The organism is Methylomagnum sp., from assembly GCF_054333355.1.
This window is the reverse complement of the sequence record NZ_JBTEKS010000012.1, coordinates 1-19,203: the sequence shown is the minus strand read 5'-3', so window position 1 is coordinate 19,203 and position 19,203 is coordinate 1. Positions and strand designations below refer to the sequence as shown.

The window sequence follows — 19,203 nt, the reverse complement described above, 5'->3', positions numbered from 1 at the left end:
GTCCATTCAACTCATATACTGTTTGGAAAATTTTCCAGTTTGATGCCATTGGCGAAGAACGGAAAGCCCCGCCAGCCATGCTCTTGCTGTTCCAGTGCGTGCGCCGCCGCGCCGGGTAGCCGCAGCAGCAGGAAAAGCATTTCGCCTTGCGGCGGCGTGAATTCAAGATCGGTCAACGCGGCGGCGGCGACGCCGGTCATTGCCACGGGACAATCCACGATGGATTCAAGTTGCGGGCGAAAACGCAGAAGCCAATCGAGGGAGTTTCCAGTGCTGCATTGCGCCAGGAAAGCGAGCGTTTGCCTGACTGGCGTGGCGCAACTGGCGCCATGAGGATCGAAACCCGGTGGATGCTCCATGGGCAACCACACGTCAGCACGCTCTTCCACGGGTGGGTTTGTTAGGCGGGTACGCCAGGATTCCAGGTCTAGGCCACAGGCTTGCCAGTTTTCCATCGCCAATGCCACTTCATGCGCACCGCCCAACTGCCCCGCGCCGACGCCCAGCGCCGCCATTAAGCAGGAGGCATGGGTAGAGCCACCCACGCCCCCACACATGGCGGCGTGTACGGCGGGATCGCGGGGGCCGGGATTGGCAAGGGCAATGGCAAGGCCTTCCAATAATACGGCTTGGCTTTTTGTCGGTGGCTCTTGTTTGAAGAGCAAATAAAGATATTCAATCCAACTGGCTTTACCGAGAAGATCACCATACACATCATAGCCAGAACACAGGCAGACCGAAGCCGCAAAAGGGTTGTCTGGCTCAGGAATCTCCTTCCAAATACGGGTATGTATAACCTCTGGATTATCGCTCATTCATGGGCACCCAGAATTTGTATACGGGCCGCGATGGGCGCCACTTCATTTACATCAATACGGACATCGAGCAAGGTTGGCCCTAGTCGACGACATAGCGCCGCAATATCCAAGGCTTGCAAATCCTGCGATGAGCAGATGGTATAAGCTTCGGCACCCATGGCCCGAGCGCAGACGCTATAGTCAATATCGGGCAGTTCAAAACCAATGGCTTCGCTTTGGGTGAGTTTTTGCCCGTGCTTAACCATACCCAGCGCCGAATCATTCAGCACGACAAAAATCACCGTCAGTTTCTCTTGGACCGCCACGGTAATTTCCTGCCCGCTCATAAGGTAGCTGCCATCGCCAATAATGCAGACCACTGGCTTTTCGCGATTGCCCAACGCGGTTCCAACCGCAGCGCCCATGGACCAAGCCATGGATACGAATTCCGCACAGTTTCTAAAGGTTCCGCCACTGCCTGGATGTGGGCCAGGGGCCACCTTTCCAATGGGGTGCAAATAGTGAATGGCCCAAGCTTGCCCATTGCCGGTGTCCGTAATAAAGCTCGTGCCCGGAGGAAATAACCTGGATAACTCCCGCATAAGGCGTTGTGGCTTGATGGGTATTGAGTCATTAAACTCGACTTCGCCATCTAGCTGGAAGGGTAGCATGGCTTCACGGCTAGCTTGAGTATCTTGTGGAGTTCCGCCTGTAGCTGTAGCCAAAGAAATAGCCGATATGGATGATTGCTTTGTCGCTATGCTACTAAAACGGTCAAGAAGATAATTAAAGATCGTCAGTATTCTGCCCCTGACACGGAGTCGGGCCATGGGAGAGTTGGTCAAATGGCTTTCGATGGAATCAATGTGTATGAGGCGATGATTGAGCAGGAATCTAGAATCCCATCCATTACTATCCAACTCTCCCAAGGTGGTGCCTATCGCCACCACGGCATCGACTTCCGGGTCAGTTAGAACATCCCTAGCGCTGGCGTGTCCAGCGTAGCCGATGATTCCCCGGAATAGTGGCTGGTATGGATCAATGAAGCCCTTGCCGTGCATGGTGGCGACTATTGAGGAGTTCAACGCGGTAGCCAATTCAATGATCTTGTGAATGGCTTCTCCGCACCCGCCGCCCACTACGAAAACCACTTTCTTGGCCTGAGCTAATAATTCACAAAGATTCTCGACCGCGCTGGTATCAATAACGGAAGGCGGGATGGCGAATCCACTCAGATCAAAGGCCGGGGCATCATTCAGAGCTGGACTGCTAAGCACATCCCATGGAACGCTAATATGGGCGGGTCCGGTGGGGGATCCAAACGCCGTCATGATCGCTGTTGAAAGCTTATGCTCAAATTGATCGGGATGGGAAATCAGCGTGCTATAGCGAGAGCAATAGCGGAATAAGCCCACGGTGTCTATTCCAGTGCAGGATGATTCCTGGGCCGCGCCACGACCAAAATGAGCCAGCGCGGTTTGGGCGCTGATAACTAGCATGGGAATCTGATTCTCATAAGCGGAAGCCACGCCGGTAATGATATTGGTGGCACCAGGCCCTGTGGTCGTACAACAAACTCCCAGCTTTCCGGTTTCTCGATAATAGCCATCCGCCATGAAAGCGGCCCCGGTCTCGTGTCGTGCCACGATTGGGCGCGGCCCGCCCCGCCGCTGGCTGCGGGCTAGGGCGCTATACAAATGCTCAATGGCTCCGCCGGGTACCCCGAATACATAATCGACCGATAACTGCTCTAAATAATCGACCAGCAAGTCGGCCAGTGTTCTGTTGGACCCGGATTCTGAGCATGACTTTTTTGATACTGACATAATCCCCCGCGTATTATTGAAATGGAAATGCTGGGATGACCAACACGGCAAATAATTTACATAAGTGGTTTGGTGCTTTTGAGGTTAACCACTGCGTAGAGTCAAGGATTTCGTTTGAATGATCCAAGATGTGATTGCTCGGCATGGTTCTACTGAAAGTAATACGGCGAAATTGGCCGCTTGTTGCTGTCGGGATGAAGCGCTAGCGGTGTACGCTTGTATCTTGGCAATGGATGCATTGGGTCTATTTATTGCTTTTTCTGATGGGAAACAGCCGGACGGCTTATTTCCCGGCCAGCTTAATTAAGCCAGCCCCGCCCCACCATGTTTGAGCTTGGCTTCGACTCTGTAGTGGCGGAACACTCAAGCAATATCGAAGCGATTGTACCTGTTAAAAAGAAAAACGTCTCTTTATAACGACAAAATTTTGTTTGGGTTACTTTGAAGGCAGGATGTGGTTCGCGTTTAAGCAGCGTCCGCTTCTATTTAAGCCGCCGGATATCACCGATGCCTCGCTTCAAACCGCTCCGCCAGAAGGCTCACTGACTTGTCCACTGTTTCCAGCCAAGGTTCCGAATAGAACCCCACCCCCAGCAGCACGGCGCATAAAATGCCAGTGAGGGCCGCTTCGGAGAGCGTCACCCGCGTCTTGACAGGGCGGATCACGGTTTCCCGGCGCTGGGCCAGGAAGGTCCGCTGGAAGGCCCACAGCAGGAAGGCCGCTGACAGCACATTGCCGATGGCGACGGCGGTGCCGACGCCCCAGTCATGGGTCTCGATGGCACCTTCCAGCAACAGATGGGCGGCGTCGAAGCCGGGCGTGCCGGGCATGGCCATGGTGCTGAGGGCGCCAATTAAAAAAGTAATACCCAGCAAGGGCATGGGATCAAACAAGCCACCCAGACGGGGCAGCAAGGAGCTTCCGGCCCGGTGCAATAACAAGCCGGTGGCGAACAGCAGGGCGCTAGAGGCGACGCCAAAATTAACCGCTAGCAGCAAAGCGCCCGCCAAGCCCTCACGGTTCAGGCAAAACACCCCGATGACCAGCATTCCCGATTGGCTGACGGCGGCAAAGGCCAACAGACGGCGCAGATTCAACTGCATCAGCGCCAGCAAGGCGCCATAAAAAATGCCGACGAGGCCCAGCCCCACGGCCAGCGGCTTGAAGACGTGGACCGCGTCTGGCAGCAGCGGCAGGACGAAGCGCAACAGCCCGTAGATTCCGAGCCTGCTGCCCACCAAGAACACGCCCACCGTCGCCAGTGTGCCATGTTGAGCCAAGGGCGGCAGCCAGCCGTGGAAAGGGAACATCGCCATCCGCACCGAAAACCCGTAGTACATGAATACAAACACTACAGTTTCGAGGTGGGGTGGTAGAGGAGTGGTCAATAGATCCGCCAGATCGAACGACCAATACCCGGCCACCTGGGCATGATGCCAGCCCAACACCAAGGGGCCGCACAGCAGCATCCCCAGCCCGCCGCCCATGAATTGCAGGTAACGTACCGTCGCCTGCTGGCGTGCCTGCCCGGTGCCCCAGCGCAGCGAAAGATACGTCGCGGGTAAAACCTCCGTCGCGGCCAGCAGCCAGAATTGCAGCAAGTCCTGGGCCATGAACAGGCTGATGAGCATGGCTTCAAACACCAGCACGCCCGCCAGATAATGCCGCAAGGGTTCCTCCATGACGATGCGGCCATACAGCACCATCAAAAAACTCAAGAGGGCCGTCGCCGCGATGAACAGCACGCTTAGGCCGTCCACCGCCAGGTGATAGCTCAGGAAAGGCAGCAGGCGCAGGTGTTCGGCGAATTGCAGCTGCGCCGTTTGCCGGTCCAGCGCGGTCACGACGAACAGGGCGATGCCCAATTCCAGCCCGGTGCCGCCGAACCCGATGAAGAAGGCTTGGCGGCGCGACCCGGACAACAGCACGGCCACCATGACCAGCAAGGGCCAGAAAGCCAAGAGGCTCAATACGGGCAGTGGGGCTTGTGCCGACCAGGCGATTTCGGTGGGCATGGGCGATTTCAGAGGGTGGCTAACAGGGTGATGATGACCAGCAGGACCAAATAGCGGGGCTGGGTCAGCCCGGCTTCGATGTGATTAAGCCTCGCCCCGAATCGCCGCCCCAGGGCCAGCATCCTGAGGCCCGCGCCATCCAGCACCAGCCGTTGCTCGAACCAATGCAGCGCAGCAGCGGCGCTATGGACCAGCAGCCCCAACAAACCGCCGACCCTAGCCCGGCCACTACGGCTATCCAGTGCCGCGCCAAGCTTGTGTTCCTCCCATTCGGCCAAAGACGCCAGCCCTTGCATGGCCGGGGCGGACAGCCCCACCAACGGGTCCACCACCCGGCTGTCGAAATTCACAAGATCGGCGGCATAGCGTCGCACCGGCTTGACCGTGACGAAATCGCCCAATTCCTCCAGCCAGAAGCGCCGCAAGGCCGCGAGGTACAGCCCGTGTTGTCGGGCTAAGACGGGCAGGGGCGGGCGGGCCGGTTCGCCCAAGATTCGATGCATGAGTGAGGGCGCGGTCAGGAATTGATAGCCGCGCACCACCGCGTGGGCCACCAAGTGCAACGCCGCGAGCGTCCACCAGCCCAGTCCGCATTCCAAAAACATCAGCCCGACTTGGCCCATGGTGGAAAAAATCAGCGCCGATTTGACATCGGTTTGCACCAGCCCACAGGCGAAGCCATACAGCGCCGTCAGAAAGCCAATAACCGCCATCACCGCCATGACCACGGGCGCTTGCTCGAACACGGGTTCCAGCCGCAGCACCAGATACACCCCGGCATGAACCATCACCGCGCCGTAGAAAATGGCGCTGGAGGGCGTCGGCCCTTCCATCGCACGGGCCAGCCACGGCGCCAGCGGCACTTGGGCGGACTTGGCGACCGCCGCCAGCAAGAAGCCACTCGCCAGCAGTCCCGCTTGTAAGGGCGGCAAGTGGGCGCCCTTGGCGAGCAACGTCGGCCATTCCACGCCGCCAGTCCAGGCGAAGGCCAGAAAAATGCCCAGCGCGAAACCAGCGTCGCCGAGGCGGTTGGTGACGAAGGCGCGGGTGGCGTTGCCCGCCGCCGTTGGGCGGTCGTAGGCGTAGGCGATGAGCAGGTAGGAACACACCCCGGCCAGTTCCCAGCCCGCGAAAGTGAGCGGCGCATTGCCCGCCAGTACCAGCCATTGCATGGCCCCGGCGAACAGCGACAGCACCATAAAGAAACGGTGGAATCCGGCTTCCCGGTGCATGTAATTGACCGAGAAGCGGGCGACCATCCAAGCGAACAAGCCGAACAGCAGGGACAGGCCGAGGCCGAGCCGGTCGGCGGTGAAGCTGATTTGGATGCGGTAATCGCCGCTGGCCAGCCAAGTGCCGAGGACGATGTGTTCGGGAAGAAGGTCGGCAAGGCGGAGTCCTGTGACCAGCGCGGATAAAAGGAAGGCGAGGGCGGCGGCTCCCACGGCGAGGCGGGCGGTGAAGCGCTCGGAGGCTTCGCCCGCAATATGCCCGGAAGCAATGCCTGCGCCGATGAGGGTGGCGGCGAGTATCGGCAGCGTGGGGATTAGAGCAATGAGCCAGTCAGGCATGGGGGAGGTGGATGATGTTATTTGAGCATTGGAGTTACTTATGTTCGCCCGCCAACCGCAATGCCTTAGCTTCCATCGCGGGAGAGAATCGAAATCCGGCGGTTCGTAAGCCAACCAGAATTTCTTGTATCGAGGTGATAACTCCGGCTTGTTTGGCTTTAATCAAAATTCCGAGTAGGCCGGTATAGCGCAAATTCAAATTGTCAGCCAGTTTTCGTGCCTTGAGATCATCGAGTATTAACGTCACATCATCGAATTCATAGGCCAAGGCAATTGTGCTGGCTTCCCCTAAATCGACAAGATTGTGCAATATTCGCGTTTTAACTTTATCTTGCACCGCATGAATCTTAATCCATGCGGGCGCGACGATTCCAAACTCGCTCACCACTTCCTCCGATATGTGAATCGTCCCGTAAAGCTTTTCAAAAATATCCAAACGGCTAATGTTGTCGAGCGCGATAAGCCCACTGGTATTTGAAACGATATTAGGCATTTTGGATATCCCGCTCCAATTCTTCCTCACTGTAATTAAATGCGGATATGTTGTAACGCCCCAATAATTCCATGAATGCCCGCTTCGGCAGCCCGGCCAATTCCGCCGCTTGGCCGATGGACAATGCGCCCTGTCCATAAAGATGAGCGGCCAATATCAGGGTTAACTCTGCCGGCGCTATGGTTACGAAATCCGGTAAGCGTAATTGCAAAGTTGCCATGGGTTTCTCCTGATAGGGGTAAACAGCATTTTCCGCATCATAGCAAAATGCTGGTTTCTGTTAGGCCAGCGAACCAAGATAATTCCGTTCCCCCACCCACTCAAAGCAAGCCCCGAATCGCCGGAACCTCCGCCCGCAGACGTTGCCGGAACGCCTCAATGGCCGCGTCGCCGCGCTCGTCCCGGGGCAAATCCACGGTCACATCGCCAATCACCGCCGCTGGGGAAGGCTCCAGGAACACCAGCCGATCCGCCAATTCAATGGCCTCCCGCAAATCGTGGGTGACGAACAGGACCGTGTGCGGGCGCTCCCGCCACAGCCGCAAGGCCAGTTCGCGGATGCGGCGGGCGGTCGGCGGGTCCAGTGAGACGAACGGCTCGTCCATCAACAGCAGGTCGGGGTTGATGGCGAAGGCCCGGACCAGCGCGGCGCGGCGGCTCATCCCCAGGGACAGGCGTTCCGGGTACACATCGCGGGCGTCCGTCAGCCCGACCACCTCGAATAAATGATCCACGTAGGCCGGATCGGTGTCTTTCGGCAGGGCCAGCGCGATGTTCTCCCGCACCGTGCGCCACGGCAGCAGGCGCGGATTCTGAAACACGTAACCGATGCGCGGCGGGTTCGAGGCCGCTTCGATCCGCACCGAACCCCGGTAGTCCCGGTCCAGCCCCGCCACGATGTTGAGCAGCGTCGTCTTGCCGCAACCGGACGGACCCACCAGGCAGACGAATTCGCCCGATCCCAAATTCAGCCGCAAGTCTCGGATGACCGGCACCGGGCTGGGGTGGCCGTCGATCCGGTAATGCTTGCTGGCGATGTCGATATGGACTGCCGTCATCGGCGCCACCGCTTGGCTCGCCGGTCCAGCGGCTTGAGCAGGGCGAGTTCGATGACCTGCACCACCACCACGAAAGCGATGGTGTAGGCGAGGATGGCCGACACGTCGAACATCTGGAAGAACAAATGCAATTGGTAGCCCATGCCGTTGCTACGCCCGAGCAATTCCACCACCAAAATAATCTTCCAAATCAGCGCCAGGCCGGTGCGCGACGCGGCCAGCACGAAGGGCGCGAGCTGCGGCCAGATGACATGGCGCAGGGTTTTCAGCCGCCCGAAGCGGTACACCTCGGCCATTTCCAGCAAGTCGCGATCTAGGGCGCGGGTGCCTTCCCGCACGGTGACGATGACATTGGGCAGCTTGTTGATGACCACGGCGGCGATGGCGGCGCTCTCCGAGAGGCCGAACCAGACGTAGCACAGGATCACCGTCACCAGAGCCGGGATGTTCAGGAACAGCACCAGCCAGCTATCGAAAAACTTATCCAACTTGGGATGCCGCCCCAGCAGAATGCCGAGTCCGGTGCCGAGGCTCATGGCCAAGCTGAAGCTGGCGGCAAGCCGGGCCAGCGTGACGCCGAGATGGTAGGGCAATTGCCCGGAGCGGATTTCCCCGGCCAGCACCGCCGCGACCGCCATGGGGGAGGGCAGCAGCGGCGAAGCGGCGACCAGGGCGGCGACTTGCCAGAACGCGGCGAACGCGGCGAAGGAGGCAAGCGGGAGGAACAGGGCTTTGGGGGTCGGCACGCGGCAACAGTCGGGGGGGAGTGGGAAAGGCGACTCGGATCAGTCGGGCGTGGTATTTTAAAACGATGACCACGGCAATCCCTAACGATACCAATGTTTTTACGGGGGCCAGCCTGATGCTCGACGACCATTCCGTACCCTCAATCCCGGCGCCGTTGCCCGAATCCACCCAACAATCCGGCGGCGTGCTGAGGCTGCGCCGCATCGCCATCGACACCTACCGCGAGAACGCCGCCTACCTGCGCCGGGAATGCTCGGTGTACCGGGCCGAGGGCTTCCAGGCGCTCGCCAAGATCGAAGGCCGCTGCAACGGCCAGCGCATCGAGGCGGTGCTGAATGTGGTGGATGACGGCCAAATCGTTGGCCCCGACGAACTGGGCCTGTCGGAACAAGCCTTCGGCCAGTTGTGCGCGGAAGTGGGCCACGAGGTCCGCCTCGCCCAGGCCGAGCCGCTCTATCGCATCCACGCCGAATTCCCCTCCAGCCACGAATTCGCCCGCGAGTTCGTCAAGGCCCGCAGCGGCTACAGCATCGGCGAGGCGGAGCCGGTGTCCGGCTATTGCGTCGAGTTCTAGCGTGTCGGTCTTGGCCCGCATCCTTCATCCCCTGGCGCTGCGTAGCCTGATCCTGTTCGGCTTCGCCCTGGCGGTGCTGCCCTTGGTGGCGACCCTGGTGGCGGCGGTCCACGCGGTGGACGAGCTGGCCGTGTCCTCCCAGACCATGGCCTACCGCGTGGCGCAACTGGCCCAGAAGAACGAAATGCTGCGGGAGCGGCTGGTGGATTTCGAGCGCAAGGCCAAGCGCCATCTGGTGCTGGACGATGCTGACAGCCACACGGCCTTTGATGACGCTTATCACGCCTTCACCGACGTGCTGGATGATTTGCAGAAATTGACCGGCGATTCCGCATTAGCCCCGCGTCTCGATCTATTGCGGACAGACGGAGAGTCCGTTTACCAGCGCTTGGCCGCTAAATCTCAAGCCCACCTGGATTCCGCCAATGGCCGGGAGAGGAATCGCCCCCGCCCGGATGCCGGACAGCAGCGGATGGGGAAGGCCGACGAATTATTCGCCGAACTGGGCGTCAAGGTGCGGGACTTGGCGGCGTCCATCGCGGAGGCCACCGACGCCGAGGTTCACGCCCTGGAGGCTCAGTCCCAAGCCGTCCAGGCACGGGTGCTGTGGCGGGCTTCGATCTGGCTACCGGTGTCCCTGGTTTTGATTTCGGTGCTGACTTTCGTGATCATCCGCTCCATACGCCAGATGGACCGGGCCATTCGCCGACTCGGGGCGGGCGACCTCGTGCAGCCGGTGCGCGTCACCGGACCCAAGGACATGGAATATCTGGGCGAGCGGCTGGACTGGCTCAGGAGCCGCTTGCACGGCCTGGAAGCGGCCAAGCAGCAATTCATCCGCCATGTTTCCCACGAACTCAAAACACCCCTGGCGACCATCCACGAGGGCACGGAACTCTTGGCCGACGAAGTGGTGGGCGAACTCAACACCGAACAGCGGGACATTGCCCAAATCTTGGTCAGCAATACCCAAAGGCTGGATACCCTGATCGCCGAACTCATCAATTACAGCCAGGTCAACACCCGGCCTTCGGCGTCGCGGCGGGAGAAAGTGGACATGGCCCAATTGATGGCGTCGGTCATAGACGACAACCAGCTCCGGCTGCGGGCCAAGGCGCTCACCGCCAAGACGGCGCTGCGGCCCGTGCGGGTCGATGGCAACCCGGAGCAGTTGCGGACGGTGGTCGATAACCTCCTATCCAACGCCATCAAATATTCGTCCGCCGGGGGGGAGATCCGCCTTGGGCTACGACAGGCCGGCGGTCACATGGAATTGGAAATCGAGGATGACGGTCCCGGCATCGGCCCGGATGAGCGTCAGCAAATCTTCGAGCCGTTCTTCCAGGGCCGGGCGGCGAGGGAAGGGAACGTGGGCGGCACGGGGCTGGGTTTGGCGATTGTGAGCGAATGCGTGGCCGGGCATCATGGTAATGTAGAAGCCTTGGAACCCCGGCCGGGCCGCACTGGCGCCCGCATCCGGGTCCGCATTCCTTGCCGACAAGATGACTGATTCATATCCATGAAAACCCTCCGCCACGCGGTGACACTGGCCGCGATTTTTGCCTTGGCGGGCTGCGCTGGCCCACGGAGTGGGGAGAAAATCGAGGTGGCGCCAGCCCCGTCCCCGCCGCCTTATTCAAGCACCGATCTGGGCGAACTCTTGAAGTTTGCCGAGCGCTTTGTTGGCGCATCGGAGGCGGAGCGGCGGGCGGAATGCCGGCGGTTGAAGGAGCTTGCCAAGGCCAATCCCAGTCTGGGCGTCCGCCTGCATTGGATGCTCGCCCAATCGGTCAGCCGGTCCTGCGGCGAACCGCGCACCGCCCTGGCCCTCATCGACGCGGCCCTGCCGGATGTGGCCGACCCTAAACTGAAAGCCTTTCTGATTTACCAAAAAACCGTCCTGGCCCGCTTGGACCGCGAAGCCGAGCGCCTCAAATCCTTGGAAAAGCGGATTGCCGACACGCGGTCTAAGGAGAAGAAAGCTTCCCGCCGCCTGGAGTCCCAAGCGGGCGAATTGAAGGAGCTGCAACGCAAGCTGGAAGCGCTCAAGGCCATCGAGCAAAGCCTGGACGAACCGAACTATGCACAGTGATTGATTGCTATGAATACCAGCCGAACCCGAGTTTTATTGGTGGATGACGATCCCGATTTGTTGCGCCTTCTGGCCCTGCGCTTGACCGCCGTGGGCTTCGAGGTGGAATCCGTCGCCAGCGGCGTGGCGGCCCTGTCGCGGGTGTCCGTGTTCCGGCCCCACGCGGTCGTCACCGATCTCAGGATGGAGGGCATGGACGGCCTCGGCCTGTTCGACGCCCTGCACGAGCAATACCCGACCCTGCCGGTCATCATCATGACCGCCCACGGCACCATCAGCGACGCGGTCAGCGCCACCCAGCGGGGTGTCTTCGGCTTCCTGTCCAAGCCGGTGGACAAGACCGAACTGGTCAATCTGGTGAACGAGGCCACCCGCATCGGCATGAACAACGCCTCGGTGGCGGATCAGGACGAATGGCGCCGGACCATTCTGACTCAAAGCCCGATCATGGAAGAATTGCTGAGCCAAGCCCAGCGCATCGCCCAGAGCAAGGCCAGCGTGTTCATCGGCGGGGAGAGCGGCACCGGCAAGGAATTGCTGGCCCGCGCCATCCACGACGCCAGCACCCGTGCGGGCGGTCCCTTCGTGGCGGTCAATTGCAGCGCCATCCCGGAGAACCTGTTCGAATCGGAACTGTTCGGACACCGCAAGGGTTCCTTCACCGGGGCGACCCGCGACCACAAGGGCTTATTCCGCGCCGCCGACGGCGGCACGCTGTTCCTGGACGAAATCGGCGACATGCCCAAATCCTTCCAGGCCAAGCTGCTGCGTGCCTTGCAGGAAATGAAGGTGCGCCCGGTGGGGGCCACCGACGACGAGTCGGTGGATGTGCGGATCATCTCCGCCACCCACGCCGATTTGGACAAGGCCATGGCCGAGGGGAATTTCCGGGAAGACCTGTACTACCGCCTGAATGTCGTGACCCTGATTCTGCCCGCCCTCGCCAAGCGGCCCGAGGATATTCCGCTGCTGGCGGCGGCGTTCATCCGGGAATTGGCCGAGTCCTACGACGGGCGGGTCAAGGGCTTCTCGCCGGAAGCCATGGAGGCGCTGGTGAATTTCGACTGGCCGGGCAATGTGCGGCAATTGCGCAATGTGGTGGAGCAATGCGTGGCCCTGTCGTCCACGCCGCTGATTCCATTGACGCTGGTGCAGCGTGCCCTGCGGGACGAGCCGGCCCCGTTCATGTCGTTGCAGGACGCCCGCGACCAGTTCGAGCGGAACTACCTGATCCGGCTGCTGCAAATGACCAATGGCAACGTCACCCAGGCCGCCAAGATGGCGAAGCGCAACCGCACCGAGTTCTACCGGCTGCTGAGTCGGCATGGGATGAATCCTTCGTTGTTCAAAGGGGCGCCGGACGCGGGGTAATGAACGGGCGCGTTCGGGAGCGCGATGGCGGCTCGGTCATCCTGATGACCCACATGTAATCCCGGCTTGATTAGAGGGTTAACCGGACAGGTGGCGCGATGAAAACCATTCCCGCAGGTCTCTTGGAGAAAATCGTGGAGCGATTGAGGGCGGAATTCCAGATTGGCGACTGCCCTCATCCATACAACATCGGATTGTGCGGGACGGACCAAGCTGTATGGATGATGCCCGTACCAGCCTGACCCGCGAATTATTGCCGACGCGGACCACGGCCCACTCGACACCGCCTTTATCATTGCCAGCAAGCGGCGGAGAAGGCGGTTAAAGCGTGGCTGGTCGCCAGCGGTGTCGCTTTCGAGAAAACCCACGATGTCCGGCGGTTGGTGCGGCAGGCCGAAACCCGCTTGCCCGAGTTCTCGCAATTCGCTGAATCCGCCGAACTGCTGACCCCCACGCTTCCGCCTATCGCTATCCTGGCCTCGCCGCCGATGACATGCCGCTGCGTGATTGAGTTTGACGAAGCCCTGACCCATGCTCAAGCGATTTATGGGTTTGTGGCTCGGCTTTTGATTGAGGGAACGCCTGGGGAAAATCGCCCGCCGTAACTTTCAACCCTATAAAGGAGCCTCCCTGTGGACTTTCCCCGGCTCGATGCCCTCAAGGCGAAACTCGATTCCCACCGTCCGTTGCCGCCCGCCCTGGTGGCGCGTCTGCACGAAGACTTGGTGCTGCGCTGGACCTACCATTCCAACGCCATCGAGGGCAACACCCTGACCCTGCTGGAAACCAAGGTGGTGCTGGAAGGCATCACCATTGGCGGAAAGACGTTGCGGGAGCATTTCGAGGCCATCAACCACCGCGCCGCCATCCTGTATGTGGAGGACATCGTGCGCGGGCAAGAGCCGCTGTCGGAATGGCAGGTCCGTAGCATCCATAGCCTTGTGCTAAAGAACATCGACGACGCCAACGCGGGCCGTTATCGCATGCTCAACGTCACCATCGCCGGTGCCCGGCATGTGCCGCCGGATTTTCTGGTGGTGCCGGAACAGATGGCCGACTTCGCCCGCTGGTATGAACAGGAGGCCGGGCGCTTGCATCCGGTGGAGCGGGCTGCGCGGGTCCATGGGGATTTCGTGAAGGTTCACCCCTTTATTGATGGCAATGGCCGCACCTCGCGGCTGCTGATGAATCTGGAATTGCTCAAGGCCGGGTTTCCCGCCGCCGTGCTGCCGGTGGAGCGGCGCTTGGATTATTACCTCGCGCTGGACGCGGCCCATGTGGATGGGGATTACGGGCCTTTTCTGGCGCTGGTCGGTGAGTGCGTGGCGCAGGGGTTCGCGCCGTATTGGCACGCGCTGGGGGTGAGGGTGTGAGTTGGGGAGACTGTGTCATTTCCCGCGTCTTCCATCCGGGACAAAAAACCACAGCAAAAACAATCGCCTAGGCTATCACCGCCGAGCGCGTCCCGGATCGGCGACAAAACGGCGGGTTAGGGGTTCGGAAGAAATCTCGTAAGCTGTTGAATTCAATGGCTATCTGTATTTGGGCATACTAACTGCTTTCGGCTTCCACGATGCTCGAAAACGAGTTCCGGGATCGACTTGCCGCGAACCTCATCGGTAGGGAACCACAATCTAGCTAAGGAAAATCAACCGCTGTTCATGGCTAAGGAGGCCGTGAGAACCAACAGGTTCTCGCCCGGCTTCTTTCACACTGGGGGAAACGATCCGGGGACTAGACTTAGTCGAAACAACCCGAATTACGGAGGGCCAAGTATGATGTTCGACAACCGTTACGAGGTGGTGTTAGCCGACACCGCGAACAGCAAAGCCATCAACTATCACTTGCGATACCGCGTGTTTTGCCTGGAGAAAGGCTTCGAGAACGCGGGCCGCTTTAAAAACCAAATGGAAAAAGACCGCTACGACGACCACGCGGTGCATTTCCTGGTCCGGGACAAAAAGCGTAATCGTTGGATCGCGGCGGCGCGCTTGGTGGTCGGCCCGGCGGACTATCTCCCCATCAACCGGGTGGCCGAAATCGACCTGCCGGACGTGGGTTCTGAAATGGTCATCGCCGAATTTTCCCGACTGCTCATCCTCGATGAATACCGCAATGCGGGGGGCAACGGAAACCATAATAGGGTGTCCGAACCGGAGGTTCTGTTGGGACTCATCCGGGCGGCAAAGGAATACTGCCTCAGCATTAACATTGAGCAATGGGTATTCCTTTGCCGCCGGTCGATCTGCCGTATCTTGGACGGCTTAGGCATTGCCATGGAACAGATTGGCCCCGCCTGCACCTTCCGGGGTGTGCGCGTGCCTTATCGGATGAATCTGCAATCAGCCTTCGACGCCGTGCCCGACGCCTCGCCCATCACCCAGCGGATGCTGGCTAGGACGCACCAGAGCTTCTACCGCTATTCGGATGCTGGCTATTTCGACAATCTGAGAACCCTGGCCGCTTGAGGCAAATCGCCGCCGTCCACTGGCACGGCGGCGCGGGTTTGGGCGACAATGACCGCTGTGTTTATCTTCGGCGGACGCCCATGACTTTCGTGAATCCGAAACTAACCCCCCCGCTTTCTTTGTCTCCCACCTACCTCCTGCGCGGGTTGCGGTTGCTGATGGCACCCGACCTGCGCCATTTTGTGTGGATGCCCCTGCTGATTAATCTGGGCTTGTATGGCTTGGCCCTGTGGGCGGGCGTGCATTATTTCGCGGCGCTCATGCACTGGTTGCTACCGGCTTGGCTGGGCTTCCTGGCCTGGGTGCTGTGGCCGATATTCGCCCTGTCGTTCGTGCTGGTGATGTATTTCACCTTCACGGTGTTGGCGAATCTGATTGGCTCGCCGTTTTATAGTCGGCTGGCCGAGAAGGCTTTGGCGCGGACGGGCAAGGCTCTTCCCCCGCCGCCCGGATTGTCCTTGGGCAAAGAATTGACCAGCGGGATGGCGGCGGAATTCAAGCGGCTGGGATTCTTCCTGACGCGGGCGGTGCCGCTGCTGATTTTGTTCGTGATTCCGGGCGTCAATGTGGTGGCGCCGTTTTTATGGCTGGCCTTCAACGCTTGGTTCCTGGGGATGGAATATCTGGCGTATCCGCTGGAAGCGCACGGCGTCAGCTTTGAGGAGCAGCGCCGATTGGCGAAGGATATGCGGGTCGGGCTGTTGAGTTTTGGCGGAATGGCGATGCTGGGACTCGCGGTGCCCGGCTTGAATATTTTGATGGCCCCGGCGGCGGTGGTGGGGGCGGCGCTGTATGTGAGTGAGAAACAACCATGACTACGATAGTGATTCCCACAGAAATGGAGCAACCCCTAGCCGAGGCGGCCCGCAAAGCCGGATCGGTGCCGGAATTACTAGCGCTTGAATGGCTACGGGAACGGCTCGAACCATCGACATTATTGGACGATGGAGAAACCTTGTTTGATTTCCTTTCCGGCTATATCGGGACAGTGGAAGGCTCCCCGGAGAATCTATCGGAGCCGTGTGGCGAGCGGTTCATCGAAGGTCTGGCTGAGAAGCAACGGCAAGGCCACCTATGATCCTGATAGACACCGGCCCTTTGGTGGCGCTCATCAACAAAAACGACCCAAATCACGGAGTTTGCGTTCAGGCCACCAAGTTTTTGCCAAGGGAACGCCCGCTCACCACTTGGCCTTGTTTTACGGAGGCCATGTATCTCTTATTTCGCTCGTGTGGGCATCCAGCGCAAGCCGAGCTTTGGCGCTGGTGGGCGGCGGGCCGACTGGCTTTGCATCATCCAATTGAAGATGAAGTGCGGCGTATGGCTGTTTTAATGGAAAAATACCGTGATACACCCATGGATTTGGCAGATGCGTCCTTGGTGGCGATAGCCGAGACGCTTGGTATCCATCGCATTTTTACGCTGGACAGCGATTTTCGCGTGTATCGCTTGGCTAATGGCACGGCGTTGGAATGCATTCCATAGCATGAAGGTCGCCAAGCCGTGAGTTAATCGGTTCTTGAGTCCGGTGAGTCCGTTCCGTAAACCGATCCCGCCCAAACAAACTCCCCCGACTCCGCCACTCTCACCAGCCGCGCCATCGTCACCCGATAACTCAGCCCGGCACTTTCCACGACCATCCCCACCTTCACATAATTCGGCGTGTAGCCATAAATCTCCGTCCGACCATCCGCGCTGGTTCGTGTGCCCTCCCATAGCACGGGAAATTCGCGCCCCACATGCTTCGCGAAAAACGCCCGCTTCTGCCGCTCCGCTAACTCGTGCAGCGCCCGGCTGCGGGCTTTTTTCACCTCGCCATGGACCGGATTCGCCATGTCGGCGGCGGCGGTTCCGGCGCGGGGTGAATAGGAGAAGATGTGGATACCGCCGAACGCCATCTTCTCCGCGAACGCCAAGCTATCCGCCCATTCCGCGTCGGTCTCGCCGGGAAAGCCGACGATGACGTCGGTGGTGATGTTCATATCCGGCACGGCGGCGCGGAGGCGGGCGGCCAGGTCGGCGAATTCGGCGGTGCGACAGCGGCGGGCCATGCGCTTCAGCACGGTGTCGGAGCCGCTTTGCAAGGGCAGGTGCAAATGCGGCGTGAGGCGGGGGTTCTCGAACAGCGCCACGAAGTCGCCGGGAATATCCCATGGCTCCAGCGACCCCAGCCGCAGGCGCGGAATAGCGGTGCGTTCCAGCACGGCGCGGACCAGTTCGGTCAGGTTGGAATCCAAGTCGCTGCCGTAGCCGCCCAGATGCACGCCGGTCAGCACGGCCTCTTGGATGCCTAGCCGGTGCATGTCGTTGATTTCGTCGATGATGTCCAGAGCCGGGCGGCTGTGTTCTTCGCCGCGTGCGACGGTGACGATGCAATAGGTGCAGCGGTAGCGGCAGCCGTCCTGTACCTTCACGAAAGCGCGGTGCCGACCCAGCCGGAACAGCGCCGATTCGCCCGGCTCGGTGGACGCGGCGGGCATGGCGGGCAGGTCCAGCTCGCGCTTGGCGATGTCCACCAGCCGGTGCTTGTCGGCGTTGGCGACCACCAAATCCACGCCCAGACCTTCCGCCTCGTCGCGGTTCAGGGTGGCGTAGCAGCCGCTCAGCACCAGCTTGGCGGTGGGGTTCTCCCGTGCGGCTTTGCGAAGGAGGTTGCGGGATTTCCGCACGGCGTCCTGGGTGACGGCGCAGGAGTTGAAGACCACGAGGTCGGCTTCTTCCGTGTCATCGACCAGACGGTGGCCGTCGCCTTGGAATTGTCTGGCCCAGGTTTCCAGTTCGGCTTCGTTGAGGCGGCAGCCGAGGGTTTTGAGATTGACGCGCATGGTTGGCGGATGACGGAGTGGGTCGGGGTGACAAGCTCGCCGAGTGGGGAGGTGTAAAAAGGGCGCGAATTATAGCGCGGGATCAATTACCGGAAGTCGGCCCGGCCAGGGTGGTAATTTTTGCAGCCGGTCAAAGAAAGAAACCCACGTTGCCGTGGGTCTGCGAGGAGGAAGAACACCGCATCGGACAGCCGAACCGGTGGGGAGTTCAGCATAAGAAATCTCGCTCCATCCGCGCCGCGACATCCCGCAACACCGTTGCCACTAGCCGTTCGTCCTCGCTCCGATAACTCAACGCCGTCTCCTCCCGCCGCAGCCAAGTGAACTGCCGCTTGGCGAATTGCCGGGTGGCGATGACGGCGCGTTCGATCATGGTGTCACGGTCATATTCCCCCTCGAAATAAGCCCACACCTGCCGGTAGCCCACCGCCCGGATGGCGGGCAATTCCGCGCGCAAATCGCCCCGCTCGTACAGGGCTCGGACCTCCTCGATCAAGCCCCGCTCGACCATGTCCCGGAAACGCCGCTGGATGCGTTCATGCAGCGCGTCGCGGTCGGTCGGGGCGACGATGAGCTTGATGAAATCGAAAGGCGGGGGCGGCGATTTGGTCTCGGCACACAACACGGTGAGGGGCACGCCGCTGATGCGGTACACCTCCAAAGCCCGCTGGATGCGCTGGGGATCGTTCGGGTGAATCCGCGCCGCCGCGTCCGGGTCGATCTTCGCCAGTTCTTCGTGCATCGCGGGCCAGCCCCGCGCTGCTGCCTCGGCGTCGATCTGGCGGCGGATGTCGGGATCGGCGGAGGGCAGGGCGGACAGGCCGTGGCACAGGGCGTTGAAGTACAACAGGGTGCCGCCCGCCAGAATGGGCCGCTTGCCCCGCGCCGTGATGTCCGCCATCAGGGCCAGGGCTTCCTCGCGGAAACGGCCCGTGGAATAGGCGTCTGCCGGGTCCAGTATGTCGATGAGGTGATGGGGCACGCCTTGTCGCTCTTCCAAGTCCGGCTTGGCCGTGCCGATGTCCATGCCCCGATAGACCAGGGCCGAATCGACGCTAATCACTTCGCCGTTTAACGCCTTCGCCAGTTCGATGGCGAGGCGGGTCTTGCCCGAGGCGGTTGGCCCCATGAGGGCTAGGGCGGGGGGCTTCTTGGCGCCATCTCCTGGCGGGATGGCTACCATCGCGGCGCACCGTTCCATAGCTTCAGTTTGAAATTCGGTCATAGGAGGGCGGTGAGGCTGGTCAGATAACTGTGGTGTCGGGCATGCGTACATGCCCGACCGACGGGGCTGGAACGTCATTAGTTAGGATTTGGCCGGAAACAATTTCCCTAAGTCCAGCAAGCGGCGGTTGTGGGTGTGGG

General features: G+C 60.4%; 20 protein-coding genes and 1 pseudogene. 11 read left to right on the top strand and 10 right to left on the bottom strand.

Features of this window, described 5'->3' with window-relative positions; all coding sequences use genetic code 11:
* Positions 1–11: 11 nt before the first annotated feature.
* Both ACXWUF_RS02250 and ACXWUF_RS02245 read right to left on the bottom strand, forming a co-directional pair.
* The gene (locus ACXWUF_RS02250) at positions 12–815 is read right to left on the bottom strand and encodes a citryl-CoA lyase (RefSeq protein ID WP_458493024.1); all 804 of its coding nucleotides are present in this window, start codon (positions 813–815) and stop codon (positions 12–14) included.
* Positions 812–2,566, bottom strand: a complete 1,755-nt coding sequence (locus tag ACXWUF_RS02245) for a thiamine pyrophosphate-binding protein (RefSeq protein ID WP_458493023.1) — start codon at positions 2,564–2,566, stop codon at positions 812–814. Before ACXWUF_RS02245 ends, ACXWUF_RS02250 begins: the two co-directional genes overlap by 4 nt.
* A 175-nt stretch (positions 2,567–2,741) precedes the next feature.
* Between ACXWUF_RS02245 and ACXWUF_RS02240 the strand changes: the two genes are divergently transcribed.
* Entirely contained in the window at positions 2,742–2,930 is a 189-nt protein-coding gene (locus ACXWUF_RS02240; RefSeq protein ID WP_458493022.1) for a hypothetical protein, read from the top strand.
* Positions 2,931–3,124: 194 nt separating this feature from the next.
* On the opposite strand, the gene ACXWUF_RS02235 is transcribed toward ACXWUF_RS02240, so the two are convergent.
* The 6 genes from ACXWUF_RS02235 to ACXWUF_RS02210 all read right to left on the bottom strand — a co-directional run bounded on the left by ACXWUF_RS02235 (position 3,125) and on the right by ACXWUF_RS02210 (position 8,507).
* Positions 3,125–4,639 carry a complex I subunit 4 family protein gene (locus ACXWUF_RS02235; RefSeq protein WP_458493021.1) on the bottom strand — a complete coding sequence of 505 codons (1,515 nt, stop codon included), beginning with the start codon at positions 4,637–4,639 and terminating at the stop codon, positions 3,125–3,127.
* 8 nt (positions 4,640–4,647) lie between these two features.
* Positions 4,648–6,210 carry an NADH-quinone oxidoreductase subunit 5 family protein gene (locus tag ACXWUF_RS02230; RefSeq protein ID WP_458493020.1) on the bottom strand — a complete coding sequence of 521 codons (1,563 nt, stop codon included), beginning with the start codon at positions 6,208–6,210 and terminating at the stop codon, positions 4,648–4,650.
* Positions 6,211–6,244: 34 nt separating this feature from the next.
* Positions 6,245–6,703 carry a DUF3368 domain-containing protein gene (locus ACXWUF_RS02225; RefSeq protein WP_458493019.1) on the bottom strand — a complete coding sequence of 153 codons (459 nt, stop codon included), beginning with the start codon at positions 6,701–6,703 and terminating at the stop codon, positions 6,245–6,247.
* Positions 6,696–6,923, bottom strand: coding sequence for a UPF0175 family protein (locus tag ACXWUF_RS02220; protein ID WP_458493018.1), 228 nt, complete (start codon positions 6,921–6,923; stop codon positions 6,696–6,698). Before ACXWUF_RS02220 ends, ACXWUF_RS02225 begins: the two co-directional genes overlap by 8 nt.
* Before the next feature lie 100 nt (positions 6,924–7,023).
* Complete coding sequence (locus ACXWUF_RS02215; RefSeq protein ID WP_458493017.1) at positions 7,024–7,761, bottom strand: ABC transporter ATP-binding protein; 738 nt, start codon at positions 7,759–7,761, stop codon at positions 7,024–7,026.
* A complete protein-coding gene (locus ACXWUF_RS02210) occupies positions 7,758–8,507 on the bottom strand; it encodes an ABC transporter permease (protein ID WP_458493016.1) in 750 nt (249 codons plus the stop codon). Before ACXWUF_RS02210 ends, ACXWUF_RS02215 begins: the two co-directional genes overlap by 4 nt.
* A gap of 65 nt (positions 8,508–8,572) precedes the next feature.
* On the opposite strand from ACXWUF_RS02210, the gene ACXWUF_RS02205 reads away from it, so the two are divergent.
* The 10 genes and pseudogenes from ACXWUF_RS02205 (at position 8,573) to ACXWUF_RS02160 (ending at position 16,498) form a co-directional block, all read left to right on the top strand.
* A complete protein-coding gene (locus tag ACXWUF_RS02205; protein ID WP_458493015.1) occupies positions 8,573–9,082 on the top strand; it encodes a hypothetical protein in 510 nt (169 codons plus the stop codon).
* A 1-nt stretch (position 9,083) separates the two neighbouring features.
* Positions 9,084–10,592 (top strand): ATP-binding protein, encoded by a 1,509-nt coding sequence (locus tag ACXWUF_RS02200; RefSeq protein ID WP_458493014.1) that lies wholly within the window; start codon positions 9,084–9,086, stop codon positions 10,590–10,592.
* Between the two features lie 9 nt (positions 10,593–10,601).
* Positions 10,602–11,174, top strand: a complete 573-nt coding sequence (locus tag ACXWUF_RS02195) for a hypothetical protein (protein ID WP_458493013.1) — start codon at positions 10,602–10,604, stop codon at positions 11,172–11,174.
* A gap of 9 nt (positions 11,175–11,183) precedes the next feature.
* Positions 11,184–12,545 (top strand): sigma 54-interacting transcriptional regulator, encoded by a 1,362-nt coding sequence (locus ACXWUF_RS02190; RefSeq protein WP_458493012.1) that lies wholly within the window; start codon positions 11,184–11,186, stop codon positions 12,543–12,545.
* A 299-nt stretch (positions 12,546–12,844) separates the two neighbouring features.
* Positions 12,845–13,150: pseudogene (locus ACXWUF_RS02185) on the top strand (HEPN domain-containing protein); the annotation flags it as partial.
* 27 nt (positions 13,151–13,177) lie between these two features.
* Positions 13,178–13,918 carry a Fic family protein gene (locus ACXWUF_RS02180; RefSeq protein ID WP_458493011.1) on the top strand — a complete coding sequence of 247 codons (741 nt, stop codon included), beginning with the start codon at positions 13,178–13,180 and terminating at the stop codon, positions 13,916–13,918.
* A 402-nt stretch (positions 13,919–14,320) separates the two neighbouring features.
* Positions 14,321–15,013, top strand: coding sequence for a PEP-CTERM/exosortase system-associated acyltransferase (locus tag ACXWUF_RS02175; RefSeq protein WP_458493010.1), 693 nt, complete (start codon positions 14,321–14,323; stop codon positions 15,011–15,013).
* Positions 15,010–15,828 (top strand): sulfate transporter CysZ, encoded by an 819-nt coding sequence (gene cysZ, locus ACXWUF_RS02170; RefSeq protein WP_458493009.1) that lies wholly within the window; start codon positions 15,010–15,012, stop codon positions 15,826–15,828. The genes ACXWUF_RS02175 and cysZ overlap by 4 nt, the downstream gene beginning before the upstream one ends.
* Positions 15,825–16,091 carry a hypothetical protein gene (locus tag ACXWUF_RS02165; protein ID WP_458493008.1) on the top strand — a complete coding sequence of 89 codons (267 nt, stop codon included), beginning with the start codon at positions 15,825–15,827 and terminating at the stop codon, positions 16,089–16,091. Before cysZ ends, ACXWUF_RS02165 begins: the two co-directional genes overlap by 4 nt.
* On the top strand, positions 16,088–16,498 hold the full coding sequence (locus ACXWUF_RS02160; protein ID WP_458493007.1) for a type II toxin-antitoxin system VapC family toxin: 411 nt from the start codon (positions 16,088–16,090) through the stop codon (positions 16,496–16,498). The genes ACXWUF_RS02165 and ACXWUF_RS02160 overlap by 4 nt, the downstream gene beginning before the upstream one ends.
* A 23-nt stretch (positions 16,499–16,521) precedes the next feature.
* Here ACXWUF_RS02160 and mtaB read toward each other — a convergent pair whose 3' ends face one another.
* Both mtaB and miaA read right to left on the bottom strand, forming a co-directional pair.
* Positions 16,522–17,838: a tRNA (N(6)-L-threonylcarbamoyladenosine(37)-C(2))-methylthiotransferase MtaB gene (gene mtaB, locus ACXWUF_RS02155; protein ID WP_458493006.1), complete on the bottom strand. Its 1,317-nt coding sequence runs from the start codon at positions 17,836–17,838 to the stop codon at positions 16,522–16,524.
* Positions 17,839–18,046: 208 nt separating this feature from the next.
* The gene (gene miaA / locus ACXWUF_RS02150) at positions 18,047–18,967 is read right to left on the bottom strand and encodes a tRNA (adenosine(37)-N6)-dimethylallyltransferase MiaA (RefSeq protein ID WP_458493005.1); all 921 of its coding nucleotides are present in this window, start codon (positions 18,965–18,967) and stop codon (positions 18,047–18,049) included.
* Between the last annotated feature and the right edge of the window lie 236 nt (positions 18,968–19,203).

Coding starts and splice junctions, on each gene's coding strand:
- ACXWUF_RS02250 (WP_458493024.1), bottom strand. CDS start 815: ATGAGCGATAATCCAGAGGTTATACATACCCGTATTTGGAAGGAGATT.
- ACXWUF_RS02240 (WP_458493022.1), top strand. CDS start 2,742: ATGATCCAAGATGTGATTGCTCGGCATGGTTCTACTGAAAGTAATACG.
- ACXWUF_RS02235 (WP_458493021.1), bottom strand. CDS start 4,639: ATGCCCACCGAAATCGCCTGGTCGGCACAAGCCCCACTGCCCGTATTG.
- ACXWUF_RS02230 (WP_458493020.1), bottom strand. CDS start 6,210: ATGCCTGACTGGCTCATTGCTCTAATCCCCACGCTGCCGATACTCGCC.
- ACXWUF_RS02225 (WP_458493019.1), bottom strand. CDS start 6,703: ATGCCTAATATCGTTTCAAATACCAGTGGGCTTATCGCGCTCGACAAC.
- ACXWUF_RS02220 (WP_458493018.1), bottom strand. CDS start 6,923: ATGGCAACTTTGCAATTACGCTTACCGGATTTCGTAACCATAGCGCCG.
- ACXWUF_RS02215 (WP_458493017.1), bottom strand. CDS start 7,761: ATGACGGCAGTCCATATCGACATCGCCAGCAAGCATTACCGGATCGAC.
- ACXWUF_RS02205 (WP_458493015.1), top strand. CDS start 8,573: ATGACCACGGCAATCCCTAACGATACCAATGTTTTTACGGGGGCCAGC.
- ACXWUF_RS02195 (WP_458493013.1), top strand. CDS start 10,602: ATGAAAACCCTCCGCCACGCGGTGACACTGGCCGCGATTTTTGCCTTG.
- ACXWUF_RS02190 (WP_458493012.1), top strand. CDS start 11,184: ATGAATACCAGCCGAACCCGAGTTTTATTGGTGGATGACGATCCCGAT.
- ACXWUF_RS02175 (WP_458493010.1), top strand. CDS start 14,321: ATGATGTTCGACAACCGTTACGAGGTGGTGTTAGCCGACACCGCGAAC.
- ACXWUF_RS02165 (WP_458493008.1), top strand. CDS start 15,825: ATGACTACGATAGTGATTCCCACAGAAATGGAGCAACCCCTAGCCGAG.
- ACXWUF_RS02160 (WP_458493007.1), top strand. CDS start 16,088: ATGATCCTGATAGACACCGGCCCTTTGGTGGCGCTCATCAACAAAAAC.
- mtaB (WP_458493006.1), bottom strand. CDS start 17,838: ATGCGCGTCAATCTCAAAACCCTCGGCTGCCGCCTCAACGAAGCCGAA.
- miaA (WP_458493005.1), bottom strand. CDS start 18,967: ATGGGGCCAACCGCCTCGGGCAAGACCCGCCTCGCCATCGAACTGGCG.